Origin of the sequence: Devosia sp., from assembly GCF_036676215.1 — a bacterium.
In the GTDB taxonomy this organism is placed as follows: Bacteria; Pseudomonadota; Alphaproteobacteria; order Rhizobiales; family Devosiaceae; genus Devosia.
Genome location: NZ_JAKFDJ010000052.1, coordinates 63,492 through 79,789 on the forward strand (window position 1 = coordinate 63,492; position 16,298 = coordinate 79,789).

At 62.6% G+C, this 16,298-nt stretch carries 20 protein-coding genes; 8 read left to right on the plus strand and 12 right to left on the minus strand.

From position 1 onward, the window contains the following. Positions 1-4: 4 nt before the first annotated feature. The 3 genes from V6M52_RS04690 to V6M52_RS04700 form a co-directional block, all read right to left on the minus strand. Positions 5-1,180: a hypothetical protein gene (locus V6M52_RS04690; protein WP_332699955.1), complete on the minus strand. Its 1,176-nt coding sequence runs from the start codon at positions 1,178-1,180 to the stop codon at positions 5-7. 134 nt (positions 1,181-1,314) lie between these two features. Beyond that, positions 1,315-2,313 (minus strand): bestrophin family protein, encoded by a 999-nt coding sequence (locus V6M52_RS04695; protein ID WP_332699958.1) that lies wholly within the window; start codon positions 2,311-2,313, stop codon positions 1,315-1,317. 79 nt (positions 2,314-2,392) lie between these two features. Beyond that, complete coding sequence (locus V6M52_RS04700) at positions 2,393-2,962, minus strand: DUF1134 domain-containing protein (RefSeq protein WP_442881812.1); 570 nt, start codon at positions 2,960-2,962, stop codon at positions 2,393-2,395. A 138-nt stretch (positions 2,963-3,100) separates the two neighbouring features. Between V6M52_RS04700 and V6M52_RS04705 the strand changes: the two genes are divergently transcribed. The 3 genes from V6M52_RS04705 (at position 3,101) to V6M52_RS04715 (ending at position 4,789) form a co-directional block, all read left to right on the plus strand. After that, complete coding sequence (locus V6M52_RS04705) at positions 3,101-3,568, plus strand: YHS domain-containing (seleno)protein (RefSeq protein ID WP_332699962.1); 468 nt, start codon at positions 3,101-3,103, stop codon at positions 3,566-3,568. Between the two features lie 99 nt (positions 3,569-3,667). After that, on the plus strand, positions 3,668-4,345 hold the full coding sequence (gene chpT, locus V6M52_RS04710; protein WP_332687623.1) for a histidine phosphotransferase ChpT: 678 nt from the start codon (positions 3,668-3,670) through the stop codon (positions 4,343-4,345). A 78-nt stretch (positions 4,346-4,423) separates the two neighbouring features. Then, positions 4,424-4,789, plus strand: a complete 366-nt coding sequence (locus tag V6M52_RS04715; RefSeq protein ID WP_332687624.1) for a response regulator — start codon at positions 4,424-4,426, stop codon at positions 4,787-4,789. Here the strand turns inward: V6M52_RS04715 and V6M52_RS04720 are convergent. From V6M52_RS04720 to ctrA, 3 genes are all read right to left on the minus strand, one after another. Beyond that, positions 4,786-6,048 (minus strand): RNA polymerase sigma factor, encoded by a 1,263-nt coding sequence (locus V6M52_RS04720; RefSeq protein WP_332699965.1) that lies wholly within the window; start codon positions 6,046-6,048, stop codon positions 4,786-4,788. The genes V6M52_RS04715 and V6M52_RS04720 overlap by 4 nt on opposite strands. Before the next feature lie 99 nt (positions 6,049-6,147). Continuing rightward, positions 6,148-7,014, minus strand: coding sequence for an alpha/beta fold hydrolase (locus tag V6M52_RS04725; RefSeq protein WP_332699968.1), 867 nt, complete (start codon positions 7,012-7,014; stop codon positions 6,148-6,150). A gap of 192 nt (positions 7,015-7,206) precedes the next feature. After that, positions 7,207-7,914: a response regulator transcription factor CtrA gene (gene ctrA / locus V6M52_RS04730; RefSeq protein ID WP_332687627.1), complete on the minus strand. Its 708-nt coding sequence runs from the start codon at positions 7,912-7,914 to the stop codon at positions 7,207-7,209. A 435-nt stretch (positions 7,915-8,349) separates the two neighbouring features. On the opposite strand from ctrA, the gene fliI reads away from it, so the two are divergent. Both fliI and fliJ read left to right on the plus strand, forming a co-directional pair. Then, the gene (gene fliI / locus V6M52_RS04735; protein WP_332699971.1) at positions 8,350-9,678 is read left to right on the plus strand and encodes a flagellar protein export ATPase FliI; all 1,329 of its coding nucleotides are present in this window, start codon (positions 8,350-8,352) and stop codon (positions 9,676-9,678) included. A 52-nt stretch (positions 9,679-9,730) separates the two neighbouring features. Then, positions 9,731-10,144 carry a flagellar export protein FliJ gene (gene fliJ, locus V6M52_RS04740; protein ID WP_332699974.1) on the plus strand — a complete coding sequence of 138 codons (414 nt, stop codon included), beginning with the start codon at positions 9,731-9,733 and terminating at the stop codon, positions 10,142-10,144. Positions 10,145-10,243: 99 nt separating this feature from the next. On the opposite strand, the gene V6M52_RS04745 is transcribed toward fliJ, so the two are convergent. The 5 genes from V6M52_RS04745 to V6M52_RS04765 all read right to left on the minus strand — a co-directional run bounded on the left by V6M52_RS04745 (position 10,244) and on the right by V6M52_RS04765 (position 14,209). After that, complete coding sequence (locus tag V6M52_RS04745) at positions 10,244-11,167, minus strand: PRC-barrel domain-containing protein (protein WP_332699977.1); 924 nt, start codon at positions 11,165-11,167, stop codon at positions 10,244-10,246. Between the two features lie 67 nt (positions 11,168-11,234). Beyond that, on the minus strand, positions 11,235-11,867 hold the full coding sequence (locus V6M52_RS04750) for a PRC-barrel domain-containing protein (protein ID WP_332699980.1): 633 nt from the start codon (positions 11,865-11,867) through the stop codon (positions 11,235-11,237). Positions 11,868-12,201: 334 nt separating this feature from the next. After that, positions 12,202-12,639 (minus strand): GNAT family N-acetyltransferase, encoded by a 438-nt coding sequence (locus V6M52_RS04755; RefSeq protein ID WP_332687632.1) that lies wholly within the window; start codon positions 12,637-12,639, stop codon positions 12,202-12,204. Positions 12,640-12,692: 53 nt separating this feature from the next. Next, positions 12,693-13,097: a GNAT family N-acetyltransferase gene (locus tag V6M52_RS04760; protein WP_332699985.1), complete on the minus strand. Its 405-nt coding sequence runs from the start codon at positions 13,095-13,097 to the stop codon at positions 12,693-12,695. A 59-nt stretch (positions 13,098-13,156) separates the two neighbouring features. Beyond that, positions 13,157-14,209 carry a zinc-binding metallopeptidase family protein gene (locus V6M52_RS04765; protein WP_332700213.1) on the minus strand — a complete coding sequence of 351 codons (1,053 nt, stop codon included), beginning with the start codon at positions 14,207-14,209 and terminating at the stop codon, positions 13,157-13,159. Between the two features lie 130 nt (positions 14,210-14,339). Between V6M52_RS04765 and V6M52_RS04770 the strand changes: the two genes are divergently transcribed. The 3 genes from V6M52_RS04770 (at position 14,340) to V6M52_RS04780 (ending at position 15,995) form a co-directional block, all read left to right on the plus strand. Further along, positions 14,340-14,951 carry a LysE family translocator gene (locus V6M52_RS04770; RefSeq protein ID WP_332699987.1) on the plus strand — a complete coding sequence of 204 codons (612 nt, stop codon included), beginning with the start codon at positions 14,340-14,342 and terminating at the stop codon, positions 14,949-14,951. After that, positions 14,951-15,652, plus strand: coding sequence for a glutathione S-transferase N-terminal domain-containing protein (locus V6M52_RS04775; protein WP_332687635.1), 702 nt, complete (start codon positions 14,951-14,953; stop codon positions 15,650-15,652). The genes V6M52_RS04770 and V6M52_RS04775 overlap by 1 nt, the downstream gene beginning before the upstream one ends. Before the next feature lie 145 nt (positions 15,653-15,797). Beyond that, positions 15,798-15,995, plus strand: coding sequence for a DUF2934 domain-containing protein (locus V6M52_RS04780; protein WP_332699990.1), 198 nt, complete (start codon positions 15,798-15,800; stop codon positions 15,993-15,995). A gap of 5 nt (positions 15,996-16,000) precedes the next feature. Here the strand turns inward: V6M52_RS04780 and V6M52_RS04785 are convergent, their stop codons facing one another. Next, positions 16,001-16,297 carry a putative quinol monooxygenase gene (locus V6M52_RS04785; RefSeq protein ID WP_332699993.1) on the minus strand — a complete coding sequence of 99 codons (297 nt, stop codon included), beginning with the start codon at positions 16,295-16,297 and terminating at the stop codon, positions 16,001-16,003. Between the last annotated feature and the right edge of the window lies 1 nt (position 16,298).

A 16,298-nucleotide genomic window follows, 5' to 3' on the forward strand; every position in this document is an offset into this window, starting at 1 on the left:
CAGCCTAGCGGCCCTGAATCTCGCGCAGGGCCGTCATGCGGTCGGAAACCGAGCCGCGGCGTTCGCGGGGAGGCGGGTCGATGGGCAGGGCGTCGCTGCCCTCGCTATCATCGGCAAAGCGCTGCACGCGGTCGAACAGGCTCTCTTCCTCGGTGCTGGGGACCGGGGTTTCGGTATCGACGGCATAGACCAGGCGGCTGACGCTGGCGGCGATGTCGTTGAGTTTTTCGCGCAGATAGGCTTCATCGAGCCGCTCGCTATCCCAGTCGGACAGGATGGTGGATTCGACGTCGAGCACCTTCTTGCGCAGTGTCTCGACTTCGTCTTCCAGGTTGAGCTTGTCGGCCAGCGACTGCTCGGCCCGGCCACTGGCCTCGTCCATCGCCTGGCTGGTTTCGGCGAGAAGGGCATTGAGCCGGTTCTCTGCGCTGGCAATGCGGGCTTCGGCAATGACCAGGCTCTCGGCATCGGCGGCTTTCTGGTCGCTGCGGCCAGCGAGGGCTTCGCGCATCTGGGCGATGGCAGCGGTCGCTTCAGCGCTGCGGCGATCGGAGTTTTCCAGCCGGGATATCAGGCTCTTGGCCTGGTCTTCGAGGAAGCTGGCGCGCTTGCGCTCGATGGCCAAAGCCGTGGTCAGCCGGTCGACATCGTCGTCATAATCGCCGCTGAGGGCCTGACCATCGAGGTCGCTGCCGCGTGGCAGGCCGCCGCGCAGGGTATCGCGCAGCTTTACGAGTTCCTCGCCGCGGATATCGAGTTCGCGGTCGCGCATGCGCAAACGCTGCGCCAGATCGGTGCCGTCGCGCTCGAGTTCGAGGATCCGGGCGCGCAGTTCGGCCTCACGGACCTCCAACTCGCTGACGATTGCCACACTCTTGTCGCGCTCGGCCTTGAGCAGGCCGAGGTCGCTGCGCTTCTGGTTGACCTCGCCGAGCTGTTCGGCGAGGCGCTTGCGCAGCGTCTCCACATGCATTTCCAGCCGGCGGGTCGACAGCGCAAATTCGGCGCGCAACTGGTCCTTGTCGGCGCGGAACTCGGCCATGGTGATGGGGGTGGCGGCTTCGATGCGGCGCTTGGTGAGGCGCACGGCGCGCTTCCACACCGCCGGCAGGATGATCAGCGACACCAGGCCGGCCACGAGCAGGCCCAGCGCGAAATACATGATGTTTTCGATGACCATCGGCCAAACTCCGGCACCGCATCAGCACGCGATACGGGCAATTCTGTTCTGACAGCTCAGCGATGCTGTCGCCATATTCGCCAGTGAGCAACCCTAACGGGTTTGGAGCCCCGCGTCACGGCCAAGCTGGCATTCTAGGTCGCAAAACCGTTGGTAGCGGGCAGCGGCGCTGGCAGGTTCGGCTCTCCAAGCATTCCGCGCAGCTCGATTTCGATGTCGCGACAAATCTGGCTGATGGGGACGTCGTTGGCATTCCCCTCGAAGGGATTGGACGTACTTTCTCCGACCTGGTCGAGCGACAGGTACATCCATCCCAGCAGCGTGCTGAACGGAATTGCCAGCCAGATCGTAGCCGCGCCAAGCACGGCGCCGGACTTGCCCAGATCGGCAAAGATGGGCACCGCGCCAAACGGCAGTATCGTGCAGAATATGGCCACGAACATCGTGCCGACGATGGCGTACTGGCGGGGATAGGGGTTGTTCTTGATCCGGTCGGCTCGACTCTGCAGGTCATGCATTTCGCGCATCGACTTCATCAGCTCGCCGTAAATCTGCGGGGGGAGGGCGCTTTCCTTGAACAGCTGGTTGAGGTGGCGGGTCTGCAGATCGAGCACCTGCGGGGCGGGATGGCGCGCCTCAAGGACCATCTCGGCCTCGGCCATCAGCAAGGGTCTGATCTCCGTCTGCAGGGAGCTCTCGTCCTCCGCGATATGGTAGCGCTTGCGAAACTCGGCATTGCTCGGCCGCGCCATCGTTTCCCAGGGCATGGGGCGGCGCAACGAGAAGCGCAATGCGGTGAGCCAGGCCAGATGCCGGTGAATGAGGGCGCGCGCGGTGTCGGGGTCGGCGAAGTCCCGGCAGAGGCTCGCCCATACGCGGCTGCTGGCCGAAATCTGCGCAAAGAGCTGGAGGGCTTCCCCGCTACGGGCCAGAACCTGGGCATTCTTGAAGCCCGCGATCAGCGACACAGTGGTGCCCAGCATGATGACCACCGGCCAGGGCACGCTGAAACCGGCTATTCCGGGAATATAATAGACCCCGATCGCCAGGAGGCTGACCACGAGCATGTAGATCACGCTGCGCCGTGACCAGAGTGCAAAATCGATCAGCCGATATGACCGTCCTACATGCATCTCGCATCCCACCAATATTTGACACGCGCCTGACGTTACCGACCCGCGGGGCCGATGGCCAGCGGCCGGGAAGCGGCTGTCAGAAGGGGTTCCAGGTGGGCTCGTTGGTGAATTTGAGGTAGCCGATATTGAGGCCGAGGCGGGCGCCGACGCCGGAGCGGATGGGCACCATCACGACGTTGGAGCGCTTGAGTACCGTCATGCCGAAGCCGCCCAGCACGTAGGCCGATCCATCGACGCCGGCAAAGCGCCCGAGCACGTCCTGGATCTGGTTGAGGTTATAGACCAGCATCATCACCTTGGAGCCGTCGCCGCCAACGTCAAAGCCGATCGAGGGGCCTTGCCAGAAGACGTTAAATTCGCCGGCATTGCGGGTATAGAGCACGCCCTCGCCATAGCGGGCGCCTGCAAACAGCGCTCCACCGGCATCTTCGCCGAGAATGTAGCCATTGGGCAGGCCGAACTGGCTTACGGCGCGCTCGACCAGCGAGGCCAGGCCCTGCGAGGTCGAACCGAAGAAGGCCTTGCCGTTGTCGATCAGGTCGTCGCCCGAATAGGTATCGCTGAGCGAGCCCTGGGCGAAGACAGCCGGTGCCGGCGCAGCCATTGCGACCACGAGAGCGAGGAGAAGGGCAAGGCGCTTGAACATAGAAATCTCCCAGGGAGGGCAGGCCGGCGGTTACGAAGTCGTTAAGGCTTAAACCGTACCTTTGTGGCGGACATTGGTCGCCAGCGTGTGCCGATCATTGGGTCGATGATGAAGCAAACCTCTAAACAAATCTTAACCATGCTTGCCTTTGTTTTGCCGCTATTGGGCATGGTTTGGCTCGCCATTCTGCCGGTGCGGGCGCAGTCGGTGGTGACACTGATCGTGACCGATCCGCTGACGGGGGTGGGGATCTATGGTTGGGATCCGGTGAGTTATTTCACCGAGCCCGAGCCGCTGCAGGGTCGGGCCGATTTCGAGCATATCTGGAACAACGTGCCCTGGCATTTTGCCACCGCGGCCAATCGCGACATCTTCAAGAGCGCACCCGACATCTATGCGCCCCAGTTCGGCGGTCATGGCGCCATGGGGATGGCACGGGGCTATGTTTCGGACAGCAACCCCAAGATCTACGTGGTGTTCAAGCAGAGACTTTATCTCTTCTATTCGGCTGCCAATCGGGAGGCCTTCGTGCTCTCGCCGGACGAGGCGGCGCGCGAGGCCGAAGCGCGGTGGCCTGAACTGTCCAAGGGCCTTTCGATCAACTGAAATCCGCCATTGGCGCCGATCGGAGGCGCAATTCATCTGTCCACTTTGGCGGATCACCCTCTAATGTCGGCAAAAGTGATTCTTACGGAGACTGCCCAGATGGACATCATCGAGCTCAAGGCAACCGATCTGGCGGCCATGCTGTGCTCCAGGGTCTGCCATGACCTGATCAACCCCATCGGCGCTATCGGCAATGGGCTGGAAGTGCTGGCCGATCCGAACCAGGCCGAGATGGCGGAAGGTGCGCGCGACCTGATCGCCAGCGCCGCGAAGCAGAGCCGCGCCAAGCTCGAATTCGCCCGCCTTGCCTATGGCGCGTCGTCGACTTCGGGCACCGATATCGACACGCGTGAATGCGAGCGGGTGGCGCGTATCCTGTTCGAGATCGAGAAGGCCGATCTCGAGTGGAACGTGCCGCTGATCCTGCTGCCCAAGCACAAGGCCAAGCTGTTCATGAACATGCTGCTGATCGCCGCCATGTCGGTGCCGCGCGGCGGGCAGGTGACGGCCGCGATCCTGGGTGATGCCGGCAATGAGCGGTTCGAATTCACCTCCAAGAGCGATCCCGAAAAGCGGCAGAAGACGCTGGTGCCCGCTGGCTGCGCGGGCCTCTTGTCGGGCATTCCCGAGGAGGGGTTCGTGGATGCACGGGGCATCCAGCCGTTTTATACGGGCATACTGGCGCGCATGACCGACATGGACATCAATATCGGGCTGGAAAACGAGATGTTCTTCCTCAATGCCACGCCGAGGAGCCAACAGCAGGCGGCCGAATAGTCAGTACTTTGCTAACCAATCCGTAGGATGTGACATTCATAATCGAATGCAGCGTTAGCCTCTGCGGAGCCCCTCGGCATGAAGTCCTGCCTGATCGTCGATGACTCGAGCGTCGTGCGCAAAGTGGCACGACGTATCCTCGAGGACATGGACTATATTGTCGAGGAAGCCGAGGACGGGCAGGACGCCTTCGACAAGTGCCGGCAGGAAATGCCGGACGCCATCCTGCTCGACTGGAACATGCCGATCATGAGTGGCCTTGAATTCCTCAAGCTGCTCCGGGCCTATGTTGGCGGCGAAAAGCCCCATGTGGTCTATTGCACGGTCGAGAACGACATTGGCGCCATCGCCATGGCGCTCAAGGCCGGCGCCAGCGACTATATGATGAAGCCGTTCGATCGCACCATTCTCGAAGCCAAGTTCGAGCTGCCGGCCGCCGCTTAGCCCGTTTCGTCAGCCCTGCCAAGCAGATAGGCCTTTTCGCGCGCATTGCGGGTCAGTTCCGCCGCGCGGCGGAATTCCAGCATGGCCTCGGTGTGGCGGCCCAGCTTGCTCAGCATGTCGCCGCGCACGCCATAGAGCAGGTGATAGTTCCTGAGCGTCGGATCGTCCTTGATGGCGTCGATCAGCAGCAAGGCCGCCGCCGGCCCCTCAGCCATGGACACGGCTACGGCTCGGTTGAGTTCGATGACCGGGGACGGGGTCACCTGAGCCAGGGTGGCGTAGAGAGCGGCGATGCGGGCCCAGTCGGTGTCACCCGGCTTGCGGGCGCGGGCGTGGCAGGCGGCAATGGCGGCCTGCAGCGCATAGGGCGCGTTGGCCCCACCCAGTTCCACGGCTCGGTCGAGGGCAGCAAGGCCCCGGCGGATCAGCAATTGATCCCAGCGCGAGCGGTCCTGATCGAGCAGCAGCACCGGCTCACCCTTGGCATCGGTGCGCGCATCGGTGCGCGAGGCCTGGATCTCCATCAGGGCCACCAAAGCATGGACTTCGGAATCGTCGGGCGCGAGGCCGGCCAGCACCCGGCCAAGGCGCATGGCCTCGGCGCAGAGCTGGGGACGCATCCAATCCTCGCCCGCAGTGGCTGAATAGCCCTCGTTGAAAATGAGATAGAGCACGCCCAGCACCGAACCGAGCCGTTCGGCGCGCTCGTCGCCGCGCGGCACCTCGAACGGAATGCCGGCTTCGGCGATGGCCTTTTTGGCGCGCACGATGCGTTGGCCGATGGTGGGTTCGGCGGCGAGGAAGGCGCGAGCGATCTCCTCGGTTGTGAGGCCCCCCAGCAGACGCAGCGTCAGGGCCACGCGAGACTCGGCCGGCAGGATGGGGTGGCAGGAGGTGAAGATCAGGCGCAGCAGGTCGTCGCCGACATCGTCGTCCAGCGCCTCGACCAGGTCGGCCTCGTGATCGGGAGCGTCGTCCTCGATGATGCGGCCGACTTCCTCGAGCTTGGTCGCGGCCATCTTGCGATGGCGGAAATAGTCGATGGCGCGGCGCTTGGCGGTCTGCATCAGCCAAGCGCCGGGATTGTTCGGTACGCCGGATTCCGGCCAGGCCTTGAGGGCGACCAGCAGGGCATCCTGCGCCAGTTCTTCGGCCAGGGAGATGTCGCGAACCATTCGTGTCAGGCCGGCGATCAGCCTGGGCTGCTCGGTCTTCCAGACTGTGTTGATGGCGCGGTGGGTGTCGGACTCGGTTTGCATGGCTGCGGATGAAACCAGTATCGGCGTTCACCCGCAACCGCTTCGTGAAGAACGGCGGCAAGGGGAGGTGTGACCACCTCCTCCTGATCCCTGTCTTGGCTATTGGCCCATGAAGCTGGCGGGGGTCTCGCCCTGCAGGAAGGGTTCGATGAAGCCGTGGAGCAGGTCGGTCTGGTTGATCACGGCAGTATGCGAGGTCGCCGGCAGCACCGCCAGCCGCGAGGTGGGTAGGGGTACGCCCATGTCGCCCATGACGCCGCCGCCAAGCAGGCGGAACAGTGCGACATTGTGCTCGAGAGTGGAGACGTCGGCATCACCGGCGATGATCAGGACCGGCGCCTTGAGCTGCTTGACGTCCTCTTCCCACGCCATGGGTTCGTGTTCCAGCGCAATCAGCTTTTCCACCACGCCGCGGAAGCCGTCGGGATTGGGTGCCAGCTTCTTCCATTCCTCTTCCATGGGCGTGCCGACGAAGAATTCGGGCACCATCTGGGGGATGAATTCGACGAAGGCGGGTTGCCAGCCCGAAGCGTCATAGGCGACCGAGGCGGCCACCAACTGATCGACCTTTTCGGGGTGATCGAGGGCGAGACGCAGGCCGGCGGCGGCGCCCATGGAATAGCCGAAGACGTCGGCCTTCTCGATGCCGATGCTGTCCATGAAGGTGGCCACGTCGTCGGCAAGATTGGGATAGGTGATGGGGCGGTCGATGTCGGTGGTGCGGCCGTGCCCCTGGAACTCCAGCGCATAGACGGTGTGGGTCTCGGCCAGAATGGGGATGATTTCGCCCATGGTGGGGATGTTCATATAGGCGCCGTGCAGCACGATCAGCGGGTCGCCCTGGCCGGATACCTCGTAATACATCTGCATGCCGTTGACCTCGAGCGTGGCGCCGACGGGCTCGGACTGGGCGAAAGCGGCGGTGGTCACCAGCATGGCACCGACGGTGATGGCATTGCGGAACATTGAGCGTCTCCTGTTGGCGCGCCCTCTATGGCGCTTCTGGTTGGACGACGAGCAGCTTGATGCCATTTCGACAGGCCTTTGCGGTTTTCTTTCGACCCCCGTCGCGTTTGGCGCAGCCATGGACGCCCAAACAAAAAAGCCCCGCACGACGGGTGTCGCACGGGGCAGCAGGGAGGAGGAGGGTACGAAGTTTTAGGCGACGTTCTCGGAATAGCCTTCGACGTCGTCGGGCTCGCGCAGCACATAGCCGCGACCCCAGACGGTCTCGATGTAGTTCTTGCCGCCGGTCGCAACGGAAAGCTTCTTGCGCAGCTTGCAGATGAACACGTCGATGATCTTGAGTTCGGGTTCGTCCATGCCGCCATAGAGGTGGTTGAGGAACATTTCCTTGGTGAGCGTGGTCCCCTTGCGGAGGGAGAGCAGCTCGAGCATCTGGTATTCCTTGCCCGTGAGGTGCACGCGCTGGGTCATCACTTCGACGGTCTTGGTGTCGAGGTTGACCGTCAGGTCGCCGGTCTGGATGACCGACTGGGCGTGGCCCTTGGAGCGGCGGACGATGGCGTGGATGCGGGCCACGAGTTCGTCCTTGTGGAAGGGCTTGGTCATGTAGTCGTCGGCGCCGAAGCCGAGACCACGAACCTTGTCTTCAATGCCGGCGAGACCGGAAAGGATGAGAATTGGCGTCTGCACCTTGGCGACGCGCAATGTTCGCAAGACTTCGTAACCGCTCATGTCGGGCAGGTTCAAGTCGAGCAAAATAATATCGTAGTCGTAGAGCTTGCCGAGATCGACGCCTTCTTCACCGAGATCGGTGGTGTAGACGTTGAAACTTTCGGACTTGAGCATCAGTTCGATGCTCTGCGCCGTAGCGCTGTCGTCCTCTATAAGGAGTACCCGCATTATATTCCCCTTGCCATTTCGTTCCTGCTGGAACCCGTGAGGCTGAGCGACCAGGACGCCGCCTCACTCCAACCCTACTGGATATGACTGAACCCTAAGCCCCAATAGTTAACAAAGTTTAATTCGGTTGGGCAATACGCAAACGACGTTAGGATAAATTTAGTCTAACTCATTGAAATATAACGGTTAATCTTATCCATTTTTCTTAAGAAAATGGTTTAAGTAGCCGTTCTAAGCGACTCACTTGACTCATGCAATTGGGGCTATGTCGGGGGTTTGGCCAAGGTCGGTGCCGGAGCACGGACGGAGAGGTCCAACGCATCAAATAGCGCCATTTGCTTAATGTTCGGTTACTGTCTGATTCGAAGTTATCCACGATTCGACCGTCGCAGAAACCATAATTCGGTCACGCCTATGAACGGATGATGTACGAAAATGAAGGCGCTGATCTCTGCCATTGAGGCGATCGACGACATCGAGGTGTTCGGCCGCGTCAAATCGGTGCAGGGCCTGCTGATCGAAATCGTCGGTCCGGTGCGCGAATTGCGCGTTGGCGGCCGCGTGCAGATCGAAGCGGTCAATGGCGAGTTCCTGGCGGCCGAAATCATCGGTTTCAAGGATGGCCATGCGCTGTGCCTGCCATTCGGGCAGTTGAGCGGCGTGCGGCTGGGCTGCAAGGCGGTGTTCCAGCGCCATGACGGGGCGGCCTTTCCCTCGGAAGGCTGGCTGGGCCGGGTGATCAACGCCAATGGCGAGCCGATCGACGGCAAGGGACCGCTGCCACGAGGCGCGATGGCCTATCCATTGCGGCAAAACCCGCTGCTGGCGCATGACAGGGCGCGGGTGGGCGATCCGCTCGATCTGGGCGTGCGGTGCCTCAATACCTTTACTACGGTCTGCGAGGGACAGCGGCTGGGCATTTTTGCCGGCTCGGGCGTCGGCAAATCCGTCCTTATGTCCATGTTGGCGCGCAATACCAATGTGGACGTGGCGGTGATCGGGCTGATCGGCGAACGCGGGCGCGAGGTGCATGAGTTCATCCAGGAGTATCTGGGCGAAGAGGGGCTGGCCAATGCGGTGGTGGTGGTTGCCACCAGCGATGAGGCAGCGCTGATGCGGCGGCAGGCGGCCTATATGAGCCTGGCGCTCAGCGAATATTTCCGCGACCAGGGCAAGCGCGTGCTGTGCATGATGGACAGCCTTACCCGCTTTGCCATGGCGCAGCGCGAGATCGGGCTGGCGGTGGGCGAGCCGCCGACGGCCAAGGGTTATCCACCGACGGTTTTCACCGAATTGCCGCGTTTGCTGGAACGCGCCGGGCCGGGCACACCGACAACGGGCTCTGTTACCGGTCTATTTACCGTTTTAGTCGAAGGTGATGATCACAATGAGCCTATTGCGGATGCCGTGCGCGGCATTCTTGATGGGCACATCGTAATGGAGCGCGGAATTGCCGAGCGGGGACGATACCCGGCGGTCAACGTGCTCCGGTCCATCTCGCGCACCATGCCAGGGTGTGTGCCGGTCGATTTCAGACCGGTTCTGGCCAAAGCGCGCGAGCTCATGTCGATTTATTCCGACATGGAGGAACTGATCCGGCTGGGGGCTTACCGGAAAGGGTCAGATCCGAAAGTGGACCGCGCGATCGCCATCTATCCCGCGCTTGAGGCTTTTCTGAGCCAGGAGCGGGAAGAGACGACGACGATTGCCGAGGGCTATAAAAGGCTTGCGGCGATTGTGGACGAGGCGGGCGCGGCAGGCTGATGGGGCGCTGTTCAGGCCCCGGAACTGACTTGGTGTGTAAGGAGTACAGGTCTTGAAATCGCGCAGCGAGAGCCTCATTCGGCTCAAGAAGTTCCAGGTGGACGAGAAGCGCCGTCAGGTCGCGCAGATCGAGATGATGATCAACGATTTCGAGCGCATGGCGTCCGAACTCGATCAGCAGATCGAAATCGAGCAGACCAAGACCGGCATTTCCGATGTGGCGCACTTCGCCTATTCGACCTTTGCCAAGGCCGCGATGACGCGGCGCGACAATCTGCTCAATTCAGCCAATGACATGAAGGGCAAGCTTGAGGCCGCCCAGGATGGGCTCGCCGAGGCTGTCGAAGACCTCAAGAAGGTCGAACTGCTGGACCAGCGCGAACATCAGCGGGAAGCCGCCGAGCAGCTCAAGGTGGAGCAGAGCGAATATGACGAGATCGGCCGGCTGCGGTTCCGCGGGCAATAGAAGCCAACATTGGCGGTGATGAAAAGGGCTCGCTTCGGCGGGCCTTTTTGTTTGGGGCGCGGCACAGCCGAGCCGGGACGTTGGCGGTCAGCAGCATGCCTATGGTGCGATCTCCATGCGCTGGGTGGCGCGCTCGGTTTCGTAGGTCGCCGGGTTGTAGGCGGGCTGGGTTTCGAGCTGTTCGCGTGAGGTATTGAGGAACAGGTAGCGGTTGCCCGGGGTGTCGGAGGAGAAGACCAGATTGTCGAAGCCCACGGCGACCGGCTTGGCGCCGAGGCCGAGGAAGCCGCCGACATCGACGATTACCGCATCGAAACTGCCGTCAGGGTTGGCGACGATATCGCCGATCGTGCCGATCTGCTCGTCGTTGATGCCATAGACGCCGATGCCGCGCAGGTCCTCAGCAGACAGGCCCGTCTCGTCGAACTCAATAAAGCCGGAGCGATCGACCGGCGTGCTGATGGGTTGACGGTCGGGCTGGTCGGTGGTGAGGGCCGGATCGACCGGAGCGGCATTGGGATCGCCGTCGACAAGCTGATCTTCCTCCTGTTGGGTCGTCAGCGCCGGCTCGCCGGTGGTCTGCTCGCTGTCGGCCCAGATGAAGGCGGGAGCGGCCGAGAGCGTCTCGGCCGTGGTGTCGAGGACCCAGCGGCGCGAACCGTCATCGCGCGCCAGCCATGCGAGTTGGACGAAATCGACGGCAACGTCCTTCTCGCCGACGCCAAGGAAGCCACCGACGCTGATGACGACTGCGGAAATGCCCTGGCCGGAGGTCACCACCAAATCGGTGATGGTGCCAATTTCTTCGGCGGCATCGTCGAGCGAGGCAAAGACCGTTTCACCCAGGAGCTGGGTCACCAGCACGTCCTGGCCTCCGGTGGCGTAGCCCTCGGACAGAACCGTGGGCGGCGTCAGGCCGCTCTGCTGCAATTCGCTCGGCGCGCCGGCGGCCGGCGCCTGGCCCAAAGCCGGCGAGACCAGGAGCAAAGCAAGGGCAGAGGCGGTGATGATAGGACGCATCATGGCGATCTCCTGTGACGCAAAAGGGCCGGCCCGAGGGCCGGCCCTTCGTGAGATAATCCGCGAGGGGTTAGTTGGTTGCCGGAGCCGCAGCCGGATCAGCCGGGGCAGCGGCCGGGTCGGCCGGGGGCATGGCGGGGTCGGCCGGAGCCATGGCGCCGCCATCAACCGCGCCGTCGACCGGCACATCTTCCCCCCAGACGAAATCGGGAGCAGCGTTCAGGGCATCGGCCGAGGTGGGCAGGACCCAGCGTTTGGTATTGTCGGCGGCCAGGGTGAGTTCCAGCAACTGGAAGTCGACGGCGACGGCCTTTTCGCCGATGCCGAGGAAGCCGCCAACGCCGATCACCACAGCCTGGATATGGCCGTTTTCGTCAAAGACCAGGTCGGTGATGTTGCCGATTTCTTCGGCATCATCGCCCGAAGACGAAAAGACGGGCTGGTTAATCAGGCGCGAGGCCAGGTTATCCGTGTCGGTGGCGACATAGCCGGTCGCCATGTCCCAGGGCTCGTTTATGTCGGTTTCTTCCATGGCGCCGCCGGCGGCGACAGGCATTGCGTCGGCGGCAGCGGGAGCTGCCGGATCAGCCGGGGCTTCGGTCGTGACGGGCGCAGCCGGATCAACCGGGGTTGCATCCTGGGCAATGGCGCCCGAAGACAGCAGGGCTGCAAGGGCCGTAGTGGCCAGAAGGGTGCGGATCATAGTAGGCTCCGTAGGTTCATCGCTGAGGTGAACGGGCCGTGCGGTGCAAAACTTGCCGGTAGAGTGCCGTGCGGCCCATGATGTTTCGACAACGCAACGAACCGCGCAGATGTTCCGACCCGATTTGTCGCACTGAATTGAAAAGGCCGGCACTCGCAAGCGAGACCGGCCTCCTCCGCCTCCCTGGCGGTTTTTGTTCCGGGTGCCGCGCAGCGCGTGGTGCGCAGGCCTCCCGACATCGCCGACAATAGCGCATTGGGCGGGGCAAGGCATGGCCTGTTGGCAAAGAGGCTTAAGGGGCCGCTAACGGGTCAAATGTCGCGGTGAAGGCCGTTCAGAAGTCATAGCTGCGCATGGCGCGATGGGGCATGCCGCCATCCTGGAATTCCGGCCCGAAGGCGGTAAAGCCGAGCTTTTCATACATGCCGAGCTTGTCGGTCTGCGCGGTCAGATAGAAGCGGTCACGGCCAGTGGCACGGGCGTGGTCCATGGCGGCAAGCATCATCTGTTTGGCAATACCCTGTCCCCGGAAGGCCTGGCGTACGGCGACCCGGCCGATCTTGACGTGCTCAGGCTTGTCGATGAGCCGCAGCGTGCCCACGACTTCGCCTTGCGCGATGGCGACGAAGTGGGTGGCGGTCATGTCGTCGGCATCGTGCTCTTCCGCCTCGGGCACCTTCTGCTCCCAGACGAAGACCTCGCGGCGCAGCGCGAAGGCGGCGTTGCAGAGGGTGGAAAAGGGCGGGACGGTGAGGATGGTGAGGGCCGACACGGCTATGGCCTCCGGTTTTCGAATGCGGCCTTGCCGCCCTGAGAGTCTCGGTGCTAGCGCTGGTGGCGCAACAGTGAGGACGAGCTCTTCGCAAAGCCCAGGCCCTCATAAAAGGCGACGAGTTGGTCCGGGCAGTATAGCTCGAAGCTCCGTACCTTTTGCAGGGCCTCGTGTCCCTTGATCCTGTCTATGATGGCGTTTCCTACTCCTTGGCGCCGGAAAGGCTCATCCACGATCACGTCGAAGATCATTGCCTTGAAGGTGAAGTCGGTAAGAACGCGAGCAAAGCCGATAAGCCTGCCTGCGTCGGAACAGCAGCCAAGAACTATGTCGGAATGCTCGAGGACCTGAATGACATCGTCGTATTCACGTCCCTGCGTCCACCACTCCTTGCTGTAAAACGCATAGAGTTCGCGCCGGCGATCCTCGGCGAATTGCTCGATCCAATGCAGCTGCAACCTATACTCCCCCGATGCATAAGCCCGCCAGAAACGGCGGATTCCACCATGGCGCAAACTCAACGCCCATGCACCAGATCATGCACAAATCCCAGCTTTTCGATCACCGGACGGGTGAGGATGAAGGGATAGGCGTCGGGGTGGCCCATGGCGCGGTTGAGGTTGTTGAGCATGCTGGCAAGCGGCACCCAATTGTCGACGATGGTCTGCACATGGGGTGCGGCATAGGGGTCGAAGTCGACGCGCAAGGTCAGACTGGCATCCTCGGTGCGCGGGCGGGCGCGCACGCCGAAGGCGGAGGCCATCTCGACGGTATCGGTGATGTGCAGGTAATGGGCGAAGGTTTCGGCGAAATCCTCCCAGGGATGGGCGGTGGCATAGGCGCTGATATGGGTCTGCGGCCAGCCAAGGGGGGCTCCACTGCCGTAGTAGGTCTGCAGCGCCAGGTTGTAGTCGGCGGTCTCGTTGCCGAACAGAGCGCGGAAGCGGTCGAGGGCGGGACGACCGGCCACCAGCAGGTCCCAGTAGTGATGGCCGATCTCGTGGCGGAAATGGCCCAGCAGGGTGCGGTAGGGCTCGCCCATGCGGGTGCGGCGGGATTCGCGCTCGGCATCGTCGGCTTCGGCCAGCGCGATGGTGATGATGCCTTCCTCGTGGCCGGTGAGGACCTGACCGGCGGCGATCGGCATGTCGGCCAGGAAGCGGAAGGAGAGGCCGTGCCCCCGGTTTTCGTTGCGCGTTTCGAGCGGCAGATGCAGCCGCAGCAGGGAATAGAACAGACGCTTCTTGGCGCGCTCGATCACCTGCCAGCGGCTGAGGTTGAGGGCATTCTCGATAGCCGGAATGGTCTCGTTGTGACGGCAGGCAGCGCAATAGATGTCGCCAGCCGGATTGGCCGGGATCAGCCAGTTGCAGGCGCCGTAATGGGCATTTTCGCAGAACACATAGGCGTCGTCCGGGAAGGCGGGGGTCGACCAGAGGCCGCCATCTTCGACCAGCGATACCAGCGCGTTCTTGTCCGGCAGATAGCCGAGCTGATGCCCGCAACGCTCGCAGGACGCGTTCTCGAAATAGATGGTATTGCCGCAATGGTCGCAGGCGAAGAGCTTCATGAATTGCCCCAGGACGTGATCGGCAACAATGCGCCAGGTAGCGGTGCGTTCCGTCGGATTATGCATGGCCGGGCTCTGGAATGCACAGGCAATCCATGGGCATGATTGGCCTCCAACTGGAGACAAGGCCATGAGCATCGAATTCCTGATCACGACGCTGATCGTGGTGGTGTCGCCGGGCACGGGCGCGCTCTACACTATTGCGGCCGGGTTGAGCCGGGGTAGCAAGGCGAGCCTCTGGGCGGCGTTTGGCTGCACGCTGGGCATCGTGCCGCATATGCTGGCGGCCATTACCGGGCTGGCAGCGATCCTGCATACCAGTGCACTGGCCTTCGAGATCATCAAATATCTCGGCGTGGCCTATCTGCTCTACATGGCCTGGGCGACGCTGCGCGAGAGCGGGACGCTGAGCGTCGAGACCGACCAGGCGGAAAAATCGGCAGGCAAGGTGATCGTTGAATCCATCCTCATCAACATTCTCAATCCCAAGCTCTCGATCTTCTTCTTCGCCTTCCTGCCGCAATTCGTGCCGGCCAGCGCGCCCAATGGCGTGGCGCGGATGCTGGAATTGAGCGCGGTCTTCATGGCGATGACCTTCGTGGTGTTCGCGATGTACGGACTGTTCGCAGCATCGATCCGCGGACAGGTGATTTCGCGGCCGGCGATCATGGTATGGATGCGCCGGACCTTTGCCGGCGCCTTTGTGCTGCTCGGCGCCAAACTTGCCTTTACGGAGCGATAATGACCGATCTTTCGAGCTTTCCGATTACGAAGCGCTGGCCAGCGGCCAACCCCGAAGTCATCCAGCTCTATTCGTTTCCCACGCCCAATGGTGTCAAGGTCTCGATCATGCTGGAGGAGACCGGGCTGGAATACGAAGCGCATGCGGTCAATATCAGCCAGAATGAGACCTGGGGACCGGAATATCTGGCGCTCAATCCGAATGGCAAGATCCCGGCCATCATCGACCCGCATGGTCCTGGCGGCAAGCCGCTGGAGCTGTTCGAGTCCGGCGCGATTCTGATCTATCTGGCGGAAAAGACAGGGAAATTCCTGCCGGCCGATCCGGCCAGGCGGTACCAGACCATCCAGTGGGTGATGTTCCAGATGGCCTCGATCGGGCCGATGTTCGGGCAGGTGGGGTTCTTCCACAAATTCGCCGGCAAGGACTTTGAGGACAAAAGACCACGCGACCGCTATGCGGCGGAATCCAAGCGCCTGCTCGGTGTGCTGGAGACCCGGCTGGAGGGACGCGACTGGGTGATGGATGAGTATTCCATCGCCGATATCGCCACGCTGGGCTGGGTGCGGAACCTGGTTGGGTTCTATGGCGCGGGGGACCTAGTGGGCTATGACCACCTCAAGAACGTGCCGGCCTGGCTGGAGCGCGGATTGGCGCGGCCGGCGGTGCAGCGCGGGCTGGATATTCCCAAGCGGGGCTGAGGGGTGCTGGCACCAGCATTTTGAGCGGTCGCTGGGGAGCCCGGGTACGGCGGGGCTCGGGGAGGCTGTCGCGCAGTGGTCGCAATGGGCAGGCAACTTCTGGGCCTGACTCTGCATTAGGAGTCGAGCAACGAAGGAGATTGCCATGCACGCGCAGCAGGAAGTTGAAATTCGCGACCGCGCCTATGCCCTGTGGCAGGAGGAAGGCTCGCCCGAGGGCCGCGACCAGGAATTCTGGTATCGCGCCGAACAGGCCCTGGCCGAGCAGGCCGACATGGACAGCTCGGAACAAGCTGCGGAAGCCAGCCAGCCGACGCCGCCAGCGGGACCGCCGATGCACTAGGGGCGTCAGGCCGGCCAGGAGCCGTCCTCTACCCGGATCGTGAAGTGGCGGGGCATGTCTAGCGTCACCCGCGCCCAGTCCGAGGCCTGGGCGCGCTGCTGATGCTGGTCGAAGGCGGCCTGATCGACGAAGGTCTCCGAGACGTCGAAGCGCGTCGGAATGGCGGGGTTCTGCACCACCGTGAAAGCCAGGCACCCGGGCTCGGCCTGCGTCAGCGCGATATGGTGCGGCAGGGCGGCCCTGACCGCGTCGATGCGGTCCGCGGGGACTTCGAGATAGCCGGAGAGATGAACCTTGCCCAAG

Excerpts from the sequence above, each read along its gene's own strand:
- V6M52_RS04690 (WP_332699955.1), bottom strand. The coding sequence starts at position 1,180 with ATGGTCATCGAAAACATCATGTATTTCGCGCTGGGCCTGCTCGTGGCC.
- V6M52_RS04695 (WP_332699958.1), bottom strand. The coding sequence starts at position 2,313 with ATGCATGTAGGACGGTCATATCGGCTGATCGATTTTGCACTCTGGTCA.
- V6M52_RS04700 (WP_442881812.1), bottom strand. The coding sequence starts at position 2,962 with ATGTTCAAGCGCCTTGCCCTTCTCCTCGCTCTCGTGGTCGCAATGGCT.
- V6M52_RS04705 (WP_332699962.1), top strand. The coding sequence starts at position 3,101 with ATGCTTGCCTTTGTTTTGCCGCTATTGGGCATGGTTTGGCTCGCCATT.
- chpT (WP_332687623.1), top strand. The coding sequence starts at position 3,668 with ATGGACATCATCGAGCTCAAGGCAACCGATCTGGCGGCCATGCTGTGC.
- V6M52_RS04715 (WP_332687624.1), top strand. The coding sequence starts at position 4,424 with ATGAAGTCCTGCCTGATCGTCGATGACTCGAGCGTCGTGCGCAAAGTG.
- V6M52_RS04720 (WP_332699965.1), bottom strand. The coding sequence starts at position 6,048 with ATGCAAACCGAGTCCGACACCCACCGCGCCATCAACACAGTCTGGAAG.
- V6M52_RS04725 (WP_332699968.1), bottom strand. The coding sequence starts at position 7,014 with ATGTTCCGCAATGCCATCACCGTCGGTGCCATGCTGGTGACCACCGCC.
- ctrA (WP_332687627.1), bottom strand. The coding sequence starts at position 7,914 with ATGCGGGTACTCCTTATAGAGGACGACAGCGCTACGGCGCAGAGCATC.
- fliI (WP_332699971.1), top strand. The coding sequence starts at position 8,350 with ATGAAGGCGCTGATCTCTGCCATTGAGGCGATCGACGACATCGAGGTG.
- V6M52_RS04745 (WP_332699977.1), bottom strand. The coding sequence starts at position 11,167 with ATGATGCGTCCTATCATCACCGCCTCTGCCCTTGCTTTGCTCCTGGTC.
- V6M52_RS04750 (WP_332699980.1), bottom strand. The coding sequence starts at position 11,867 with ATGATCCGCACCCTTCTGGCCACTACGGCCCTTGCAGCCCTGCTGTCT.
- V6M52_RS04765 (WP_332700213.1), bottom strand. The coding sequence starts at position 14,209 with ATGAAGCTCTTCGCCTGCGACCATTGCGGCAATACCATCTATTTCGAG.
- V6M52_RS04770 (WP_332699987.1), top strand. The coding sequence starts at position 14,340 with ATGAGCATCGAATTCCTGATCACGACGCTGATCGTGGTGGTGTCGCCG.
- V6M52_RS04775 (WP_332687635.1), top strand. The coding sequence starts at position 14,951 with ATGACCGATCTTTCGAGCTTTCCGATTACGAAGCGCTGGCCAGCGGCC.
- V6M52_RS04780 (WP_332699990.1), top strand. The coding sequence starts at position 15,798 with ATGCACGCGCAGCAGGAAGTTGAAATTCGCGACCGCGCCTATGCCCTG.